This is a genomic window from Propioniciclava sp. LT432 (assembly GCF_059515965.1).
Genome location: NZ_JCAKNE010000027.1, coordinates 38093 through 55987 on the forward strand (window position 1 = coordinate 38093; position 17895 = coordinate 55987).

15 protein-coding genes and 1 tRNA gene are annotated in these 17895 nt (G+C 70.0%); 5 read left to right on the forward strand and 11 right to left on the reverse strand.

The window, feature by feature from the left end:
* Positions 1 to 103 precede the first annotated feature (103 nt).
* The 11 genes from AC5YDV_RS15195 to AC5YDV_RS15245 all read right to left on the reverse strand — a co-directional run bounded on the left by AC5YDV_RS15195 (position 104) and on the right by AC5YDV_RS15245 (position 12966).
* Entirely contained in the window at positions 104 to 1960 is a 1857-nt protein-coding gene (locus AC5YDV_RS15195) for a DUF2207 domain-containing protein (RefSeq protein ID WP_496184318.1), read from the reverse strand.
* 1 nt (position 1961) lies between these two features.
* Positions 1962 to 2435, reverse strand: a complete 474-nt coding sequence (smpB, locus tag AC5YDV_RS15200; RefSeq protein WP_496184319.1) for an SsrA-binding protein SmpB — start codon at positions 2433 to 2435, stop codon at positions 1962 to 1964.
* A 74-nt stretch (positions 2436 to 2509) separates the two neighbouring features.
* Positions 2510 to 3976, reverse strand: coding sequence for a peptidoglycan DD-metalloendopeptidase family protein (locus tag AC5YDV_RS15205; RefSeq protein ID WP_496184320.1), 1467 nt, complete (start codon positions 3974 to 3976; stop codon positions 2510 to 2512).
* 87 nt (positions 3977 to 4063) lie between these two features.
* Positions 4064 to 4966: a permease-like cell division protein FtsX gene (gene ftsX, locus AC5YDV_RS15210; RefSeq protein ID WP_496184321.1), complete on the reverse strand. Its 903-nt coding sequence runs from the start codon at positions 4964 to 4966 to the stop codon at positions 4064 to 4066.
* A 19-nt stretch (positions 4967 to 4985) separates the two neighbouring features.
* Entirely contained in the window at positions 4986 to 5672 is a 687-nt protein-coding gene (gene ftsE / locus AC5YDV_RS15215) for a cell division ATP-binding protein FtsE (RefSeq protein ID WP_496184322.1), read from the reverse strand.
* Between the two features lie 108 nt (positions 5673 to 5780).
* A complete protein-coding gene (gene prfB, locus AC5YDV_RS15220) occupies positions 5781 to 6899 on the reverse strand; it encodes a peptide chain release factor 2 (RefSeq protein WP_496184323.1) in 1119 nt (372 codons plus the stop codon).
* A 74-nt stretch (positions 6900 to 6973) separates the two neighbouring features.
* Positions 6974 to 7046 (reverse strand) — tRNA-Val (locus AC5YDV_RS15225).
* Between the two features lie 62 nt (positions 7047 to 7108).
* On the reverse strand, positions 7109 to 8335 hold the full coding sequence (locus AC5YDV_RS15230) for an MFS transporter (protein WP_496184324.1): 1227 nt from the start codon (positions 8333 to 8335) through the stop codon (positions 7109 to 7111).
* 168 nt (positions 8336 to 8503) lie between these two features.
* Entirely contained in the window at positions 8504 to 8923 is a 420-nt protein-coding gene (locus tag AC5YDV_RS15235) for a DUF3052 domain-containing protein (RefSeq protein ID WP_496184325.1), read from the reverse strand.
* Positions 8924 to 9065: 142 nt separating this feature from the next.
* Positions 9066 to 11828, reverse strand: coding sequence for a pyruvate dehydrogenase (acetyl-transferring), homodimeric type (gene aceE / locus AC5YDV_RS15240; protein WP_496184326.1), 2763 nt, complete (start codon positions 11826 to 11828; stop codon positions 9066 to 9068).
* A 106-nt stretch (positions 11829 to 11934) separates the two neighbouring features.
* Positions 11935 to 12966 (reverse strand): PHP domain-containing protein, encoded by a 1032-nt coding sequence (locus tag AC5YDV_RS15245; protein ID WP_496184327.1) that lies wholly within the window; start codon positions 12964 to 12966, stop codon positions 11935 to 11937.
* Positions 12967 to 13076: 110 nt separating this feature from the next.
* Between AC5YDV_RS15245 and AC5YDV_RS15250 the strand changes: the two genes are divergently transcribed.
* From AC5YDV_RS15250 to fabF, 5 genes are all read left to right on the forward strand, one after another.
* Entirely contained in the window at positions 13077 to 14207 is a 1131-nt protein-coding gene (locus tag AC5YDV_RS15250; RefSeq protein WP_496184345.1) for a PucR family transcriptional regulator, read from the forward strand.
* Between the two features lie 109 nt (positions 14208 to 14316).
* A complete protein-coding gene (locus tag AC5YDV_RS15255) occupies positions 14317 to 15261 on the forward strand; it encodes an ACP S-malonyltransferase (protein WP_496184328.1) in 945 nt (314 codons plus the stop codon).
* Between the two features lies 1 nt (position 15262).
* Entirely contained in the window at positions 15263 to 16255 is a 993-nt protein-coding gene (locus tag AC5YDV_RS15260; protein WP_496184329.1) for a beta-ketoacyl-ACP synthase III, read from the forward strand.
* 60 nt (positions 16256 to 16315) lie between these two features.
* A complete protein-coding gene (locus tag AC5YDV_RS15265) occupies positions 16316 to 16558 on the forward strand; it encodes an acyl carrier protein (RefSeq protein WP_182818293.1) in 243 nt (80 codons plus the stop codon).
* Positions 16559 to 16633: 75 nt separating this feature from the next.
* Positions 16634 to 17890 carry a beta-ketoacyl-ACP synthase II gene (fabF, locus tag AC5YDV_RS15270; protein ID WP_496184330.1) on the forward strand — a complete coding sequence of 419 codons (1257 nt, stop codon included), beginning with the start codon at positions 16634 to 16636 and terminating at the stop codon, positions 17888 to 17890.
* Positions 17891 to 17895: the final 5 nt, after the last annotated feature.

Sequence of the window (17895 nt, forward strand, 5' to 3'; positions counted from 1 at the left end):
GGAGCGCCACACCTTGGGATGCCGCGGCCGTGAGCGGGATGCCCACTCAGACACCGTGGCATTCCCGGGTGTGCGGCCCGCCATCCGGGCCGGGGCCCGCGCCCTACCAGGACCCGCCGCCCCCGCCGCCGCCCCCGCCGCCGGAGAAGCCGCCGCCCCCACCGAAGGCAGAGCCGCCCCCACCGAATCCGATGTCGTTGCTGAAACTGGGCCCATGTGAGGCCACCGACGGCGCCGTGGACGTCGGGATCGCATGGTTCAGCGCGTTCAACTGCCACAACAGCAGGTTGCCGTCGAAGACGGAGGCGCCGTACCAGGACGCGTCGGGCCGCGCGATGCGGCCCAGCGCGATCGCCTCCTCACACACCCTCACCCAGCGATCCGCCAGGCCGAACAGCACGGCCCAGGGCAGGTACTTGGTGAAGATGTCCTCCCCCTCCTCGAACCTGAGCTGGTCCGCCTCGGCTGTGGCGATGTAGGTGCGGAAGCCCTCGACCTGGTCCGTCCAGGCCCGGCCCAACGCGGTGCGCTGGCCTCGCGCCATCTTGGTCTTCACCACGATCAGCGTGATCGCCAGGGCGATCGTGGCCGGCACCAGGAACCAGCCCATCCCGGCGAGCAGGCGCACGTCGAAGAAGAACACCGCGAACATGACCACCCACAGGAAGCCCAGGGTTGACCCGCTCCTGCGGCCGCGGGCGACCTGCCGGAACCACTGGTTGCCCAGGGCGACCGAGCGGGCGTCACGCTCGAGGGTGTCCGAGGCGTCCGCCAACTGACCCGCCCGGTCGAGCCGGACGGTCTGCTGGCCGCCCTGGAAGAGCTCGCCCAGCAGCAGGACGCTGGGGTCATCCAGCGCCTTGCGAGGATCGCGGAGCTCGGCCCGGGGGCTGCCCTGGGACGCAAGGGTGATGGCCCCGTGCGTGGCGAGCCCCACCAGCGTCGCCGTCAAGTGCTCCGTCCGGTAGCGGCCATCCGCCAGAAAGCCGGCGTACGTCAGGGGGAGTTTCGGCGGCGCGAAGGCGACCGGAACCGGGATGGTGGGGTCGTTGCGGACGACCCTGCTGGGCTCCCCCGCCAGCGGAACCGTGCCGGGCGGGACGCCGGCGTACCGCTCGTCGTGCCCGCGGCGGCGGTAGTAGAGCAACCCCAGGACGGGAATGCCGACCGCGGCGAGCGCTCCGGCACCCTGCATGACGCGGGTGCTTCGCATCTGGGCCGCGTCGCCGCGCTCGACACGGATCGGGGTGGCGTTGGTCACCGCAGCCGGGTCCATCTGGACGCCGATCGTCAGGAGGCTGCCGGCCGGAATGCCGTCCGCGTTGGTGAAGGTCACCTGGTCGCCGGCCACCGCCGCGCGTGTGCACTCGGTGGTGGACCGCGGTGGGCCCACGAAGCAGGTGGCCCGCTGGACCTCCCCGGGCACCGTCACCGTGACCGTCGAGGAGCGGATGGCGCCCATCGTCGACCCCGTGACGTCCCAGTAGAGCTCCGGGAGCTTCGTGGCATCGGGCGTCCGCAGCGCGCCCCGGACGTCGTAGGAGATGACGTAGGTCGCCGTGGGCGACTGGATCGTGCGGTTGGCATCCCCGATGCGGATGCGGATGGCGGCTTCACGGTCTGTGGTGGAGTAGCTGGAGACCTGCGTCGCGGTCGACACGTTGCTGGGGCTGCTGACCGTGATGTTGGTGATCTCGTAGACCATGTCCTGCTCGTCGTCGAACGGCTCGCGGGTGACGAGGTACCGCTCATACCCGTGACGTCCCGAGTTGGAGCCGAAGCGGAGGACGACGGTCTCGGTGACCTTGAGGACGCCCTCGGGCGTCACCCGGTACACGGCGTCGAAGCGGTCATAGGTGTCACCTGCCGCGTGGGCCGGGGTCGCGACCCCCGCCACCCAGGCCAGCGCGAGGAGCAGGGCCGCCAGGGCGGCCAAGCTCCGGCGCAGGGTGCCGCGCATGTCAACGACGTCGCTTGTTGCGGGTCGCCAGCGCACGCTGGGCCTCTCGGTTCGCGTCCCGCTCGGCGATGGTCTGGCGCTTGTCCCAGTCCTTCTTGCCGGTCGCCACCGCGATCTCGACCTTCGCGTACCCATCGCTGAAGTAGATCGACAGCGGCACCAGCGTGCGACCGGAGTTGGCGACCTCCTTCTCGAGCTTCGTGATCTCGCGCCGGTTCAGGAGCAGCTTGCGGGTGCGCAGCGGTCCGTGGTGGTGGGTGCCGAACTTGTACTCGGGGATGTTCACCCCGCGCAGCCACACTTCCCCGTCGTCGATCGTGGCGAACCCGTCGGTGAGCGACGCACGGCCGGCGCGCAGCGACTTCACCTCGGTGCCGAGCAGCACCAGACCGGCCTCGACACGGTCACCGATGTGGTAGTCGTGGCGGGCCTTCTTGTTCTGGGCGACGAGGATGCGTCCCTCGGGTCGCGGCATGGGCAGCGACTCCTTCCTGGTGCACGAGTGCCGCCCAGCATATCGCGGGGCGGCACTCGGGCAGGTGGCGATGATCAGGGGACGTAGCGGACCGGGTTGACCGGCACACCGTCCAGCCGCAACTCGAAGTGCAGGTGGGGAGTCGTGGACAGGCCCGTGTTCCCGACGTAGCCGATGAGCTGGCCCCGCTCCACCCTCTGGCCGACCCGCACGACGATGCGTGACTGGTGCGCATAGCCCGTCGTGACGTACTTGCCGTCGATGAGGTCACCGTGCCCGAGGAGCACGAAGTTGCCGAAGCCACCGTTCGGCCCCGCCTGCATGACCTTGCCCGCCTGTGCGGCGTAGATCGGCGTGCCCGTGCGTGCCCCCAGGTCCACCCCGTTGTGCGGACGCCAGTACTTGAGGATGGGGTGGAACCGCAGACCGAAAGCTGACCCGTAGTTCGCGTCCACGGGGCGCATGAAGCCGTGGGAGGACAGCCTTGGCCCGGCGGGGGACGATTCCCGGCTCTTCGATGGAGCGGCCGAGAGCTGCTGGGCCTGCTGCGCCTCACGTGCCGCCTGATCGGCCGCCCGCTGCTTGGCCGCGGCGTCGGCGGCGCGCCGGCGTTCGGCGGCCTCCGCCTCCTGCTGCAGGCGCCGGGCTTCGGCGGCCTTGCGCGCCGCCTCCTCGGCGGCCCTGCGGCGGGCCTCCTCCTCCGCCTTCCGACGGGCCTCCTCCTCGGCGCGGATCCGTTGGATCTCCGCCTTGATCTGGGCCTGGAGCCGCTGTTCGTCGGCCTGGAGGGACTGGTAGCTCGCCTCCTCTGCGGCCAGCTGCGATTGCGCGGCGGCCCGGGCGGCCTCGTTCGCCGCCACGAGGCGGGCGACGGTGGCGCGCTGCACCTGGGCCCTGCGCTCGAGCTCGGCGATCCTAGCGACGGAGCGCTCGGACTCCGCCTTCTCGGCGGCGACGCGGGCCTCGACCTCGGCCTGCGCCCGCCGAGCGGCCTCGAGCTCGTCGCGGACCGCATCCAAGCGCGCCTTCTCGGCGGCCTGGGTGTCGAAGACGGTGATGTTCCACTGCAGCCGCTGGCTCATCTCGGCCGGGGTCTCGGAACCGAGGAGGACGCTCAGCCCCTGCAGGTCGGTCTGCTGCTGGAAGGACTCGCGGGCGGCCTGCCCGATGAGGGCGACCTGGTCGGCGACCTCCTGCTCGGCCTTCGCCACGCGCTCCTTGGCGGCCTCCAATTCAGCACGGGCGTCAGCCAATTCCTGCGCGATTCGCGCGTCATTCTCGCGTGCATTCTGCAATTCGACGGAAATGTCGGCCAGAGCGGCCTGCGCTTGTGCGAGTTCATTTTGTGAATCAAGGAGCACCTGGGTGGCTGAATTCAAGTTCTGCTGTGATTCCTCGACGCTACCGCGCGCTTCATTTCGCTTCGCCTGCGTGTCCTGCAGTCCGCTCCTCAGGTCGGACAGCGTGTCGGCGCCGGCGATCGGCGCGACCAGCGCAACCGAGAGGGTCGCAGCCGCGAACGCGGCCGCCACTCGACGCACCACCGGCCCCTGGGGGCGGCGCTTGTCTCCGTGGACGTGAATCACAAGATCTCCCAACGATCGCCTGGGCGAGCGTCGGGAGGAGGGCTACACCCTCAGGAACCGACGCGTCGCGACCAACGTGGGGATCATAGAGAGGGCGATGGCCACCGCCACAAGCCAAACCATCGCAATTCCGACGTGCTCCCAGCCGATCCACGTGAATCCCTGAAGGGCAGGTTTAGCCTTTTCCACGATCGCGAACTGTTGGATCGCCGCCAAGGTGCCGCACGCCAGGGCGGCTCCGCCCAGTGCGACGAGCAGGCTCTCCATGAGGAACGGCAGCATGATGTAGGCGTTGGAGGCGCCGACCAGCCGCATGATGCCGATCTCCCGCCGACGGGTGAAGACGGCCATTCGGATCGTGTTGGCGATCTGCAGGGCCGCGGCCAGCAGCAACAACCCGGAGGCTCCGATGGCCAGCCACCGCCCCCAGTTGAGCCACTCGAACAGGGGATCCAGGAATTGGCGCAGGTCCTGGACATTCTGGACGCCCGGCATCATGCTCGCCTCGGCGACGACCTTCTGATATTCCTCAGGATTCACCAGCTTGATTCTGAACAGATCCTGCATGTCCTCAGCCTTCATCGAGGCCAGGACGGGGGAACCCGCATAGGTCTGCTGGAATTCGGCGAAGACTTCCTCCTGGCCCTGGTAGTACACCTCGGCCACCTCGGGGTTGCTCCCGAGCGCGGCGCGGATGCCGTCGCGTTGGGCGTCCGTCGTGCCCTGCCCGGGCGTGCAGTTCTGGCCCTGGGTGGCGGGCGTGCACAGGAAGATGTTGAGCTCGATGCGGTCGTACCAGCGGCCCTTGATGAGGTCGACCTGCTGGGTGACGAGCACGCCGAGTCCGAAGAGGGTCAGCGAGACCCACATCGTGACGAGCACGGCGACGTTCATGCTCGCGTTGCGGCGGAGTCCCGAGACGAGTTCGGTCAGTGCATGGCGCATGGTGGTTCCTCCTCCCCGATCACTGGTAGCCGTAGACGCCCTGCGCCTGGTCGCGGATGAGCTCGCCGTTGCTGAGCTCGATCACGCGCCGGCGCATCTGGTCGACCATGGTCGCGTCGTGGGTGGCCATCAGGACGGTCGTGCCGGAACGGTTGATCTCGTCCATCAATTTCATGATGCCGACCGACGTGGTCGGGTCCAGGTTTCCGGTCGGCTCGTCGGCCAGGAGGATCCTGGGCCTGTTCACGACGGCCCGGGCCAACGCTGCCCGCTGTTGCTCGCCCCCGGACAGCTCCTCGGGCAGCCGGTCGGCCTTGTCGGCCAGGCCCACGAGCTCCAGGGTCTCCGGGACGGCACGGCGGATCTCGCGGCCGGGGCGTCCGATGACCTGGAGGGCGAAGGCGACGTTCTCGTGGACGGTCTTGCCCGGCAGCAGTCGGAAGTCCTGGAAGACGGTGCCGATGCCGCGCCGGAGCCTGGGGATGCGCCAGCGGGCCATCCGGCCCACGTCACGTCCATTGACGACGACCTGGCCGGACGTGGCGCGGATCTCGCGCAGCACCAGCCGCAGGAAGGTGGACTTGCCGGAACCGGACGGGCCGACCAGAAAGACGAACTCGCCGTCCTCGATCGTCGCCGACACGGAACTCAACGCGGGCGACTTCTGCCCCGGATATGACTTGCTGACGTCGGAGAAGGTGATCACAGGTGGGTCCCGGCCGGGTTCGACAATGGGAAGTTCCCTGAGAGTTCTCAGGCCGACCTTGGTTCAGCGTAGGCGACCCGGACGCCGTGGCGACGGCACCACGCCGCCTCACGCGTGGGGGTCGGTCTCCTGCTGCATGCGCCACCGGATGCCGGCATCGATGAACCCGTCGATGTCGCCGTCGAAGACGGCATCGGGGTTGCCGACCTCATGGTTGGTGCGCAGGTCCTTGACCATCTGGTACGGGTTCAGGACGTAGGAGCGCATCTGGTCGCCCCACGACGCCTTGATGTCGCCGGCGAGCTCCTTCTTCTTCGCGTCCTCCTCCTGCTTCTTCAGCAGCATGAGGCGCGACTGCAGGACCCGCATGGCCGCGGCCCGGTTCTGGATCTGGCTCTTCTCGTCCTGCATGGACACGACAAGGCCCGTGGGCAGGTGGGTGATGCGGACGGCGGAGTCGGTCGTGTTGACCGACTGGCCGCCGGGGCCCGACGAGCGGAACACGTCGACGCGGATGTCGGACTCGGGCACATCGATGTGGTCGGTCGGCTCGATGAGCGGGATGACCTCGACCGCGGCGAACGACGTCTGGCGACGTCCCTGGTTGTCGAAGGGGCTGATGCGGACGAGGCGGTGCGTACCGCCCTCGACCGACAGCGTGCCGTAGGCGAACGGTGCGCTCACCTCGAAGGTGACCGACTTCAGGCCCGCCTCCTCGGCGTAGCTGGTGTCCAGGACCTTCGTGGAGTAGCCGTGTCGCTCGGCCCACCGCAGGTACATGCGCAGCAACATCTCGGCGAAGTCCGCCGCGTCGACACCGCCGGCGCCCGAGCGGATCGTGACGACGGCGTCCCGCTCGTCGTACTCGCCCGACAGCAGGGTGCGGATCTCGAGTGCGGCAATCTCGTCCTTCAACACCCCCAACTCGCGCTCGGACTCCGCGCGGGAGGCCTCGTCGTCCTCCTCGGCGGCCAGCTCGAACATCAGCGGAAGGTCGTCGAGGCGACCGCGCAGCTTCTCGAGGCGCTCCACCTCGGACTGAAGGCGCGAGAGTCGCGACGTGACCCGCTGCGCGTTCTCCTGGTCGTCCCACAGGTCCGGCGCGGCGACCTCCTGCTGGAGGGTGGCGATCTCGGCGCGCTTGGCGTCCGGGTCGACGACGGCCTCGATGCTGCTCAGGGCGCGGTCGAGGTCGGCGATCTCCGAGTGAATGTCAATGGCTGCCACGAGGAGCCACTCTACCGCCTGCGGCGTCCTCTCCCGATCCGCCGGGCCGCGCCGACGGTGCCCGTGGCGTCCGGTGGGCGCAGAGGGACTCGAACCCCCGACAACTTCCTTGTAAGGGAAGGGCTCTACCAACTGAGCTATGCGCCCGGTGCAGGGGCCATTGTGACAGGCTCGGCGGCTGCCGCGCCTCAGTGGATCACCAGACGGCGTCAGTGGACCGGGTCGAGGTCCCCCGCCGTGCGGCGCGTCGTCCGGGCGATCCAGCCGAGGACCGCCGCCGGCACGACGAGCAACCCGGCCCCCAGCGCGAGCCCGCCGTAGCCGAAGGCCGCGAGGAGCACACCGGCCAGCAACGCCGCGGCCGCTCCCCCGTAGTTCATCAGCGCGTCGGTGGCACCCTGCAGGGGGACGCGCACCTCACCCGAGTCGACTCCGGCCAGCAGGACCGAGGCCGAGATGACGGACGCCGACCAGCCCAGCCCCAGGAGGACCAGCGCCACGAGGACCGCGGGAAGGGACCCGGGCGCCACGAAGGCCAACCCGGCGGCGACCCCGAGGCCGATGAGCCCGCCGAGGGCCACGCGCATCGGGCCGATCCGGTCCGCGAGCGCGCCGAACACCGGGCTCAGGGCGTACATCCCGAGGATGTGCAGGCTGATCACCAGACCGATCACACCCAAGCCGTGCCCGGCTTGGCCGAGGTGCACCGGGGTCATGGACATGATGCCCACCATGACCGCGTGCGCGATGACGATCAGCGCGACGGCGAAGCGGGCGACAGGATGGGCGGCCGCCCAACGCAATGCCTGCAGCGCCGAGATGGTCGAGGCCGGGCGAGCGGCCGCGGACACCCGGGGCGAACGCCGGGCGAACAGGACGAGGATCGACGCGCCGGCCAGCAGGAACCCCGTCAGGGAGAACAGGTAGGGACCCGCCAGTCGCGGCAGGCCCAGCGAGCCGCCCAGTGCGCCGCCTGCGGCGCTGAGGTTGGGGCCGGTGACCGATCCGATGGTGGTGGCCCACATGACGATCGACATCCAGGTGCCGCGACGTTCGGGCCCCGCCAACTCGGACGCCGCGTAGCGGGTCTGCAGGTTGGTGGCCTGTGCCGCACCGAAGGCCAACAGGCCCAGGAACAGGACCGGGAGCGACCCGAGTGCCGCCCCGGCGATGACGACGGCCGCGCCGATCAGGGCGACGGCGTAGCCCAGCGTCAGGGCGTGCCGGCGGCCGCGGCGAGCCGCGAGTGTGGCCAGGGGCACCGCGAGGATGCCGGCCCCGAGCACGCTGAGCGCCTGGCCGATGCCGGCGAAGGCGGTCGAGCTGAGGCTGACCACGAGCAGCGACCCGACGGCGATGCCGGACGCCACACCCACCCCGCCGAGGATGTTGGAGAGAATGAGCGCGACGAAAGAGCGCTTGGAGGTTTCAGGCACCGGTACATCATAGCGGCCATACCCCCGGGGGTATAACTCCGGCGTGCTGTCGCCCGAGTCGCCGCTGAGCCAATGAGCGCCGAGGAGGCCCACCATGCACCACCACCTGCTGCTCGTACACATGACCGAGGGGTCCCGCGACGCGGGACCCCTCCGGTGCGCCCGGTGTCAGCGCTTGCCGGCGCGGGGGCGGACGATCCGCTGGGCCTGCCACTCCTTGGAGACCGAGGCGGGACTGGCGAGGACGAGTCCCGCCGTGGCGGTGCCCTCCGCGATGTCGGCCGGGTCGACGTACCCGTCCCGACCGATCTTCGGAGTCATCAGCCAGATGTGGCCGGTGCCCGAGAGGTCGCGCAGGGCGTCGACGAGGCCATCGCCCACATCACCGTCCTCCTCGCGCCACCACAGCAGCACCGCGTCCACCGCCTCGAGGGGATCCTCGACCAGATCCGCGTCGATCGCGTCCATGATGTCGTCGCGGACGACCTCGTCCACATCGGTGTCCCAACCCAGCTCCTGGACGACCTGACCGGGCTCCAGGCCCATGGCCGCTGCTGTGACACCACCCTGCTTACCGGGCACCGGCATGCTGCCCAACGTAGGACACCCCCTCATCGACGAAATGACTGGCTCTAGCGTGCCAGACGACGGCGAAGCGCGCGAGGTACCACGTGAATCGTGGTCCCCCGCGCGCTTCGTGTGCTGGAGCCTCCGGGAGTACCAGAAGCGATCAGGACTCGCCGCCGGCGTTGCCGGACGTGCCGGCGGTGACGTCGAGCAGGCGGTACTTCTCGGCGGCCTGGCCGGGCCACGCCGGGTCGACCTCGCCGCGGGCGGCGAGCATCTGCAGGGCCTTCACGACCATCGACGGACCGTCGATGTGGAAGAACCGGCGGGCGGCCGCGCGCGTGTCGGAGAAGCCGAAGCCGTCCGCACCGAGCGAGGCGAAGTCACCGGGCACCCACTGGGCGATCTGGTCCTGGACCGCCTTCATGTAGTCCGAGGTGGCGACGACGGGCCCGACCGTGTCCTTGAGCTTCTGGACGATCCACGGCTCGGCCTGCTCCTCGTTCGGCCGCAGGAACTTCGCCTCGTCGATGCGCATGGCCTCGCGACGCAACTCGGTCCAGGACGTGACCGACCAGACGTCCGCCACGATGCCCCAGTCGTCGTGCAGGAGCTGCTGCGCCTCGAGCGCCCACGGCACACCGACGCCCGACGCGAGCAACTGGACCTGGCGGGCGTCGCTGTTGACACCTTCCCAGCTGCCCTTGGCGAGCAGGTACATGCCCTTCTTGATGCCCTCGACGTCCACGCCCTCCGGCTCGGCCGGCTGCACGAGCGGCTCGTTGTAGACCGTCAGGTAGTAGATGATGTCCTCAGGGTTGTCGCCGTACATCCGCTCGAGGCCGTCCTGCATGATGTGGGCGATCTCGTAGCTGTACGCCGGGTCGTAGTGGACCACGGCCGGGTTGGTCGAGGCCAGCAGCGGGCTGTGACCGTCCATGTGCTGGGTGCCCTCACCGGTCAGCGTCGTGCGGCCCGCGGTCGCGCCGATCATGAAGCCGCGGGACAGCTGGTCCGCCGCCGCCCAGATGGCGTCGCCGGTGCGCTGGAAGCCGAACATCGAGTAGAAGATGTAGATCGGCACCATGTGGATGCCGTGCGTGGCGTAGGACGACCCGACCGCGGTGAAGGACGCCATCGACCCGGCCTCGTTGATGCCGGTGTGGATGATCTGGCCGTCCTTGGCCTCGCGGTAGGACAGCATCAGGTCGTGGTCCACCGGCGTGTAGTTCTGGCCGTGTGGGTTGTAGATCTTGATGGTCGGGAACAGCGAGTCCATGCCGAACGTGCGGGCCTCGTCCGGGATGATCGGCACGACGTGCGCGCCGAACTCCTTGTCGCGCAGCAGGTCCTTCAGCAGGCGGACCCAGGCCATGGTCGTGGCGACCTCCTGACGACCCGACCCCTTCTTCACCGAGTCGTACGCCTTGGCGTCCGGCAGCTTGAGGGGCTTGGGGTTGTTGCGGCGATGCGGCACGGGACCCCCCAGGGCGCGTCGACGCTCGAGCGCGTACGCGATGCGTTCGTCGGAGGCGCCCGGGCGGACGTACGGCGGCTGGTACGGGTCGGCCTCGAGCTGGGCGTCCGTGATCGGCATGTCGAGCCGGTCGCGGAACTGCTTGAGGTCGTCGAGGGCCAGCTTCTTCATCTGGTGGGTCGCGTTGCGCCCGGCGAAGTGCTGGCCGAGGAAGTAGCCCTTGATGGTGTGGGCGAGGATGACCGTCGGGGCGCCGGTGAACTTCGTCGCGGCGTCGTAGGCGGCATAGACCTTCTGGTAGTCGTGGCCACCGCGGGTCAGGTTCCAGATGCGCTCCGGCTCCCAGCCCTCGACCATCTTGGCCGTGCGCGGGTCGCGCGCGAAGAAGTGGTCGCGAACGTAGGCACCGTCGTTGGCCTTGAACGTCTGGTAGTCACCGTCGGAGGTGGCGTTCATGACGTTGACCAGGGCGCCGTCCTTGTCTGCGGCCAACAGCGGATCCCAGCCGCGACCCCAGACCACCTTGATGACGTTCCAGCCGGCGCCGCGGAAGAAGCTCTCGAGCTCCTGCATGATCTTGCCGTTGCCGCGGACCGGGCCGTCGAGGCGCTGCAGGTTGCAGTTGACGACGAAGGTCAGGTTGTCGAGCTCCTCGTACGCGGCCAACTGAAGGGCACCGCGGCTCTCGACCTCGTCCATCTCGCCGTCGCCGAGGAACGCCCACACACGCTGCTGGGACGTGTCCTTGATGCCACGGTTGTGCAGGTACTTGTTGAACTGCGCCTGCCAGACGGCGTTGATCGGGCCCAGGCCCATCGACACGGTCGGGAACTCCCAGAAGTCGGGCATCTGGCGGGGGTGCGGGTACGACGGCAGGGCGCGGACGCGGCCGTCGACGACGTGGCTCTTCTCCTGGCGGAAACCGTCCAGGTCGGCCTCGTCCAGACGCCCCTCGAGGAACGCACGCGCGTACGGGCCGGGGCTCGCGTGGCCCTGGAAGAAGACCTGGTCCCCGCCGCCCGGGTGGTCCTTGCCACGGAAGAAGTGGTTGAAGCCCACCTCGTAGAGCGTCGCCGAGGAGGCGAAGGTCGAGATGTGGCCGCCGACGCCGACGCCGGGGCGCTGGGCGCGGTGCACCATCACGGCGGCGTTCCAGCGCAGCAGGCGACGGAACTTGCGCTCCAGGTCGTTGTCGCCGGGGTACCACGGCTCGGCCTCGGCCGGGATCGTGTTGACGTAGTCGGTCGCCGTCAGCGACGGGACGCCGAGGTGTCGCTCGCGCGAGCGCTCCAGCAGCTTGAGCATGATGTAGCGAGCGCGGTTGCGACCCTGCTCATCGATGAGTCCGTCGAGGGATTCCAGCCACTCGGCGGTCTCCTCGGAGTCGATGTCCGGCAGGTTCGTGGGCAGGCCGTTCAGGATGGGGCCCGCGTTGTCGCGAGTTGTCACGAAAGGTGTCCTTTCTCAGACCGTCAAGGCAGGCGGGCAAACGCTGCTCCGCCGGGACTCGTTGCCCGATCCTAGCTGTCCGCGCCGGACCGCCCCACTCCTCGCCTCACCGGGCCGTCCACTCCAGGACGCGATCGACCGGCCAGCAGGTCACGATCCGATCGGGCCCCAACCCGGCGGAGGCGGCGCGGGCGGCCCCGTACTCGCTGAAACCGAGCTGTCCGGGGGCGTGGGCGTCCGTGTTGACGGTGACGAGGCAACCCATGTCAACCGCCAGCGCGAGGAGGTCATCCGGGGGATCCTGACGCTCCGGCCGCGAGTTGATCTCGACGGCCACGTCGAACTGGCGGCAGGCCTCGAAGACGACCTCGGCGTCGAACGTGCTCTGCTTCCGGACCCCCCGGTCCCCCTGCACCAGGCGTCCGGTGCAGTGCCCCAGCACGTTGGTGCGCGGGTTCGCGATGGCGGCGACCATTCGCGCGGTCATGGCGTCGGCGTCCATGGCGAGCTTGGAGTGGACACTGGCCACCACGACGTCGAGCGGGTCGAGCGCCTCCGGCTCGCCATCGAGGGAGCCGTCCTCCAAGATGTCCACCTCGGCGCCGGCGAGCACGCGGAACGTCTCGGCTCCCTGGGCCTGACGGAGCGCCTCGTTGAGCGCCACGATGTGCGCGCGCTGCTGCCGCCGGCGTTCTGTCGACAGGCCGTTGGCCACGCGCAGCCGCGGGCTGTGGTCGGTGATCGCCAGCCACTCCCGCCCCAGGCGCACGGCCTCCACGGCCATCTCCTCCAGCGGGCTCGAACCGTCCGACCACTCGGTGTGGGTGTGCAGGTCCCCCCTGATGTGGGCCAGCAGCGGGTTGGGCCCGTCGACGAGCGGCCCGTCGGACGCCTGGAGCTCTGCGAGGTAGTCGGGCGTCCGCCCCGCCTGCGACTGGGCGATGACCTTCGCGGACGTGGCCCCGATGCCCGGCAGGCTCAGCCAGGCGCGGGTGGCCTCCACACGCTCGCGCTCGTCCCGCGACAATGCCGCCAGCGCGTCCGCCGCCCTCCGGAACGCCTGGGCACGCCGGGCCTGCCCGCCATGGCGGTCCAGCAGCCGGGCGATCTCGCGCAGGTCGAGGATCGGATCGCGCATGAACCGCACCCTACGCCGACCCCACGACGGTAGGGTCGGGGGACGAGCAGGAGGTGCTGATGCGCCAGGAAGCACCCGACTGGATGCCGGGTCCCCGGAGCCGGGCGGCGATGGCCAAACGGCTCGCGGGTACGTCCGCGAGGATGACCACGGCGGCGCTGGCCGAGATCACCCGCCGGTACCCGTGGTTCTCCGACCTGGACGCCGACAACCGATCATCCGTCACGCTGGTCGTCCGTGCCGGCGTGGACGGATTCGTCAACTGGTTCGCGGGCACCAGCACATCGGCCGAACAGCGCAACATCTTCGCCGCCGCGCCGCGTTCGCTCACGACCCGCCTCGCGCTCCAACAGACCGTGGACCTCATCCGCACCACCGTCGAGACGGTCGAGGCGCAGATCAACACCGAACTGCCCCGCTCCGACCGCCAGGCTCTCACGATGGCCGTCCTGGCGTACAGCCGCGAGATCGCCTTCGACGCCGCCGAGGTGTACGCCCGCGCCGCCGAGACCCGGGGTGCCTGGGACGCCCGCCTCGAGGCCCTCGTCATGGACGCCGTCGTCCGCGGCGACGCCGACGAGTCGGTGGTCTCCCGTGCTTCCACCCTGGGGTGGCACTCCCCCGCCGGCCTCTGCGTCGTCATCGGCGACCTCCCCCGGGTGGACGCCTCCCTGCGCGAGCTGCGCCTGACCGCGGCCAAGGGCGGTCTGGACGTGCTGGCCTCCGCCCAGGGACCCCGCCTCGTGGTGCTCCTGGGCGGTGACTTCGAGACCGAGGACGAGGCCCTGGGGCACGTGGCGCGGTTGGTGGACTCCTTCGGCGAGGGACCGGTGGTCGTCGGACCGGTCGTGACCGACTTGGTGGAGGCCGTGGTCAGCGCACGCGCCGCGACGTCCGGGCGCCGTGCGGCCCCCGCCTGGGTGGACGCACCGCGTCCGGTGTCGGCACGGGCCCTGCTGCCCGAGCGCGCCCTGGCCGGCGACGGCCACGCCCGACGTGAACTCGCGCACGACATCTTCGCGCCGCTCGCGGCGCACTCCGGCGACCTCATCGTGACGCTCGAGGCCTACTGGGCCTCGGGGACCTCGATCGAGGCGACGGCGCGGCGTTTGTTCATCCACCCCAACACGGTCCGCTACCGCCTCGCGCGCATCGAGGACCTGACGGGCTACGCCCCGAACGATCCGCGGGGCGCGTACGTGCTGCGCCTCGCCGGGACGTTGGGGCGGCTGCTCGACTGAGGCGCCCTCCCCCCTGCGGCGGGCTTTGTGGGAAACCCACAAAAGCCCTCCCGAAACACTGTGTGGCAATCGGACGCCCCAACTCGGCCGCGCCGACAAGATGGAACACGTGCTAGCCATCGTCGCGCCCGGACAGGGCGCCCAGACCCCCGGGTTCCTCGCCGCCTGGCTCGAGGACGCCCACGTCGCCGCCCGCGTGCGGGAACTGTCGGACGTCGTCGGGCTCGACCTCGTCCACTACGGCACCGAAGCGGACGCGGAGACCATCAAGGACACGGCCGTGGCCCAGCCGCTGCTGGTGGCCGCCGGGCTCCTCGCCGGGGAGGCCCTCACCGGCGGCCTCCCGTTCACCGGGGTCGACGTCCTGGCCGGACACAGCGTGGGAGAGGTCACCGCGGCCGCTGCCGCCGGCGTCCTGACCGCAAGCGACGCGATGGTCTTCGTCCGGGAGCGCGCCAACGGCATGGCCGAGGCGTCCGCCCTGCGCCCCACCACCATGGCAGCGGTCGTCCGCGGCGAGCGCGACGAGGTCCTGGCCGCCATCGAGGCCGTCGGGGCGACCGCGGCGAACAACAACGGACCGGGGCAGATCGTCGCTGCAGGGACGGTCGAGCAGATCGACACCCTCAAGGAGAACCCGCCCGCCAAGGCCCGCGTCATCGGCCTGGCCGTCGCCGGCGCGTTCCACACCGAGCACATGGAGCCGGGTCGGGTTCGTGTCGAGGCCGTGTCCTCCGGCATGACCCCGCGCGACCCGCACACCAGGCTGCTCTCCAACCGCGACGGTGCCACTGTGGCGAGCGGCGAGGAGTACTTGGAGCGACTCGTCTCGCAGGTGACCTCACCGGTCCGATGGGACCTGTGCATGGAATCCCTGGCGGACCTGGGCGTGACGGGCATCCTGGAGCTGCCCCCGGCCGGCACGCTGACCGGCATCGCCAAGCGCAACTTGCCCGGTGTCGAGCTCTTCAACCTGAACACACCCGACCAGCTGGAGGAGGCACGCGCGTTCTGCGCCCGCCACGCCGGCATTCGTCCGACCGAGGAGAACTGACATGCCGATCAAGGCCAGCACCGGCGCCGCGTACTCGCGCATCGAGGGGATCGGCGCAGCCATCCCGTCCCGCGTCGTCGACAACGAGGAGATGACGACGTTCATCGAGACCTCGGACGAGTGGATCCAGCAGCGCACCGGCATCGTCGAACGGCGCTGGGCGGGCGAGGACGAGACGGTCGAATCGCTCAGCATCACGGCCGCCCAGAACGCGATGGCCAACGCCGGCGTCGAGGCGACCGACATCGACGCCGTCATCATCTCGACCGTCACGCACCTCCTCCAGACCCCGTCGCTGGCCGCCATCGTGGCCGCCAAGCTCGGCACCGACGGCGCCGCCGCGTTCGACATCTCCGCCGCCTGCGCGGGCTTCTCGTACGGGCTCGCCCAGGCCGACTCGCTCGTCCGCACCGGCGCCGCCCGTCGAGTGCTCGTGATCGGCGCCGAGACGCTGTCGCGCATCACCGACGTGCACGACCGCGCGACGGCGTTCCTGTTCGCCGACGGGGCGGGGGCGGCGGTCGTCGGCCCCTCCGACGTGCCGACCATGGGTCCCGTGATCTGGGGTTCGGACGGCAACCAGGCCGACGTCATCAACATGACCCATCCCTGGCCCGAGGCCGTCGAGGCCGGCGAGCAGAGCCACATCACGATGCAGGGCCAAGCGGTCTTCCGTTGGGCGACCGGCTTCATCGCCGATGCCGCCCGCCGCACGCTCGAGGCGTCCGGCCTCACCCCCGACGAGCTCGACCTCTTCGTGCCGCACCAGGCCAACAACCGGATCACCGACTCGATGCTGCGCCACCTCAAGCTGCCCGAGACCGTGACCGTCGGCCGCACGATCAGCCACTTCGGCAACAACTCGGCGGCATCGATCCCGATCGCGCTGTCCACGATGATCGCCAACGGCGAGGCCAAGTCGGGCGACACCTGCCTGATCATCGGCTTCGGGGCCGGGCTGGTGTACGCCGGCCAGGTCATCACCATCCCCTGACCACCTGATTTTCCCGGTCGCCCCGACCGGGTGGGAAACCCAACCACAAGGAGAAGAAACATGGCCACCACCGAAGAGATCCGCGCCCAGCTGGCCGAGCTCGTCAACGAGGTCGCCGGCGTGCCCGTCGAGGACGTCCAGCTCGACAAGTCCTTCGTCGACGACCTCGACGTCGACAGCCTCGCGATGGTCGAGATCATCGTCGGCTGCGAGGAGAAGTTCGGCGTGACGATCCCCGATGAGGAGAGCAAGAACCTCAAGACCGTCGGCGACGCCGTGGCCTACATCGAGCAGCACGCCTGATCCCCTCGGACGCTCGGGCCGCCGCCTCCGGCGCCCGGGCGTCCATCCCATCACCACCACCGATAGGACACAGCTGTGAAGGAAATCGTCATCACCGGCATGGGTACCACCAGCCCTCTGGGGGGCGACCTCGCCAGCACCTGGCAGGCCATGCTCGCCGGTCGGTCCGGTGTGGTGGAGGTCACCGAGGAGTGGGCCGCCGACCTGCCCGTGCGCATCGCCGGGTACGTCAAGCAGGACCCCTCCGAGAAGATCGACCGCGTCAAGGCTCGCCGCCTCGACCGCAACGCCCAACTCGCCCTCATCGCCGCCGAGGAGGCCTGGCTCGACGCCGGTCTCGGCCTCGGAGCGGACAACACCATTGACCCGGAGCGGCTCTCGGTGGCCATCGGCACCGGCATTGGCGGCCTGCACACGCTGCTGGGCCAGTGGGACATCTACAAGGACCGCGGTCCCCGCCGTGTCACGCCCTTCACGATCCCCATGCTCATGGCGAACGCCTCCGCCGCGAACGTCGGCCTCCTCGTGAACGCCGCCGCGTCGGTCCACGCCCCCGTCTCGGCGTGCGCCTCCTCCAACGAGGCCATCTCGCTGGCCGTCGACCAGATCCGCCTGGGCCGCGCCGACGTCGTGGTGGCCGGCGGCACCGAGGCCACGATCCACCCGCTCCCCATCGGCGCCTTCGCGCAGATGCAGGCCCTCAGCAAGCGCAACGACGACCCGACCGGCGCCTCCCGCCCGTGGGACAAGGGCCGCGACGGCTTCGTCCTGTCGGAGGGGTCAGCCGTCCTCGTGCTGGAGTCCCTCGAGCACGCCCTGGCCCGCGGCGCCAGGATCTACGGCACCATCGCCGGCGCCGGCATCTCCGACGACAACCACGACATCGTCCAGCCCGAGCCCACCGGCTCCGGCCAGGCCTCGGCCATGGTGAAGGCGCTGCGCAACGCCGAGCTGCAGCCGTCGGACATCATCCACATCAACGCCCATGGGACGTCGACCCCGCAGGGGGACATGACGGAGGCGGCCTCGATCCGCAAGGCACTGGGGTCGGCTGCCGACAACGTGGTCGTCACGTCCACCAAGTCGATGACCGGTCACCTGCTGGGCGCCGCGGGCGCGCTGGAGACCATCGCGACCGTGCTGGCGCTCAAGGAGCGCCGCGTGCCGCCGACGATCAACCTGCACGACCCCGCGGACGGCCTCGACATCGACGTGGCCGCCAACGAGGTTCGCGAGCTGCCGGAGGGCCCGCTGGCAGCGCTGAACAACTCGTTCGGCTTCGGTGGTCACAACGTGGCGGTCGCGGTCACGAACGCCAACATCACGGACTGACGCGA

Excerpts from the sequence above, each read along its gene's own strand:
- AC5YDV_RS15250 (WP_496184345.1), top strand. The coding sequence starts at position 13,077 with ATGGCCAAACGGCTCGCGGGTACGTCCGCGAGGATGACCACGGCGGCG.
- AC5YDV_RS15245 (WP_496184327.1), bottom strand. The coding sequence starts at position 12,966 with ATGCGCGATCCGATCCTCGACCTGCGCGAGATCGCCCGGCTGCTGGAC.
- AC5YDV_RS15260 (WP_496184329.1), top strand. The coding sequence starts at position 15,263 with ATGCCGATCAAGGCCAGCACCGGCGCCGCGTACTCGCGCATCGAGGGG.
- smpB (WP_496184319.1), bottom strand. The coding sequence starts at position 2,435 with ATGCCGCGACCCGAGGGACGCATCCTCGTCGCCCAGAACAAGAAGGCC.
- AC5YDV_RS15235 (WP_496184325.1), bottom strand. The coding sequence starts at position 8,923 with ATGCCGGTGCCCGGTAAGCAGGGTGGTGTCACAGCAGCGGCCATGGGC.
- AC5YDV_RS15195 (WP_496184318.1), bottom strand. The coding sequence starts at position 1,960 with ATGCGCGGCACCCTGCGCCGGAGCTTGGCCGCCCTGGCGGCCCTGCTC.
- ftsX (WP_496184321.1), bottom strand. The coding sequence starts at position 4,966 with ATGCGCCATGCACTGACCGAACTCGTCTCGGGACTCCGCCGCAACGCG.
- AC5YDV_RS15265 (WP_182818293.1), top strand. The coding sequence starts at position 16,316 with ATGGCCACCACCGAAGAGATCCGCGCCCAGCTGGCCGAGCTCGTCAAC.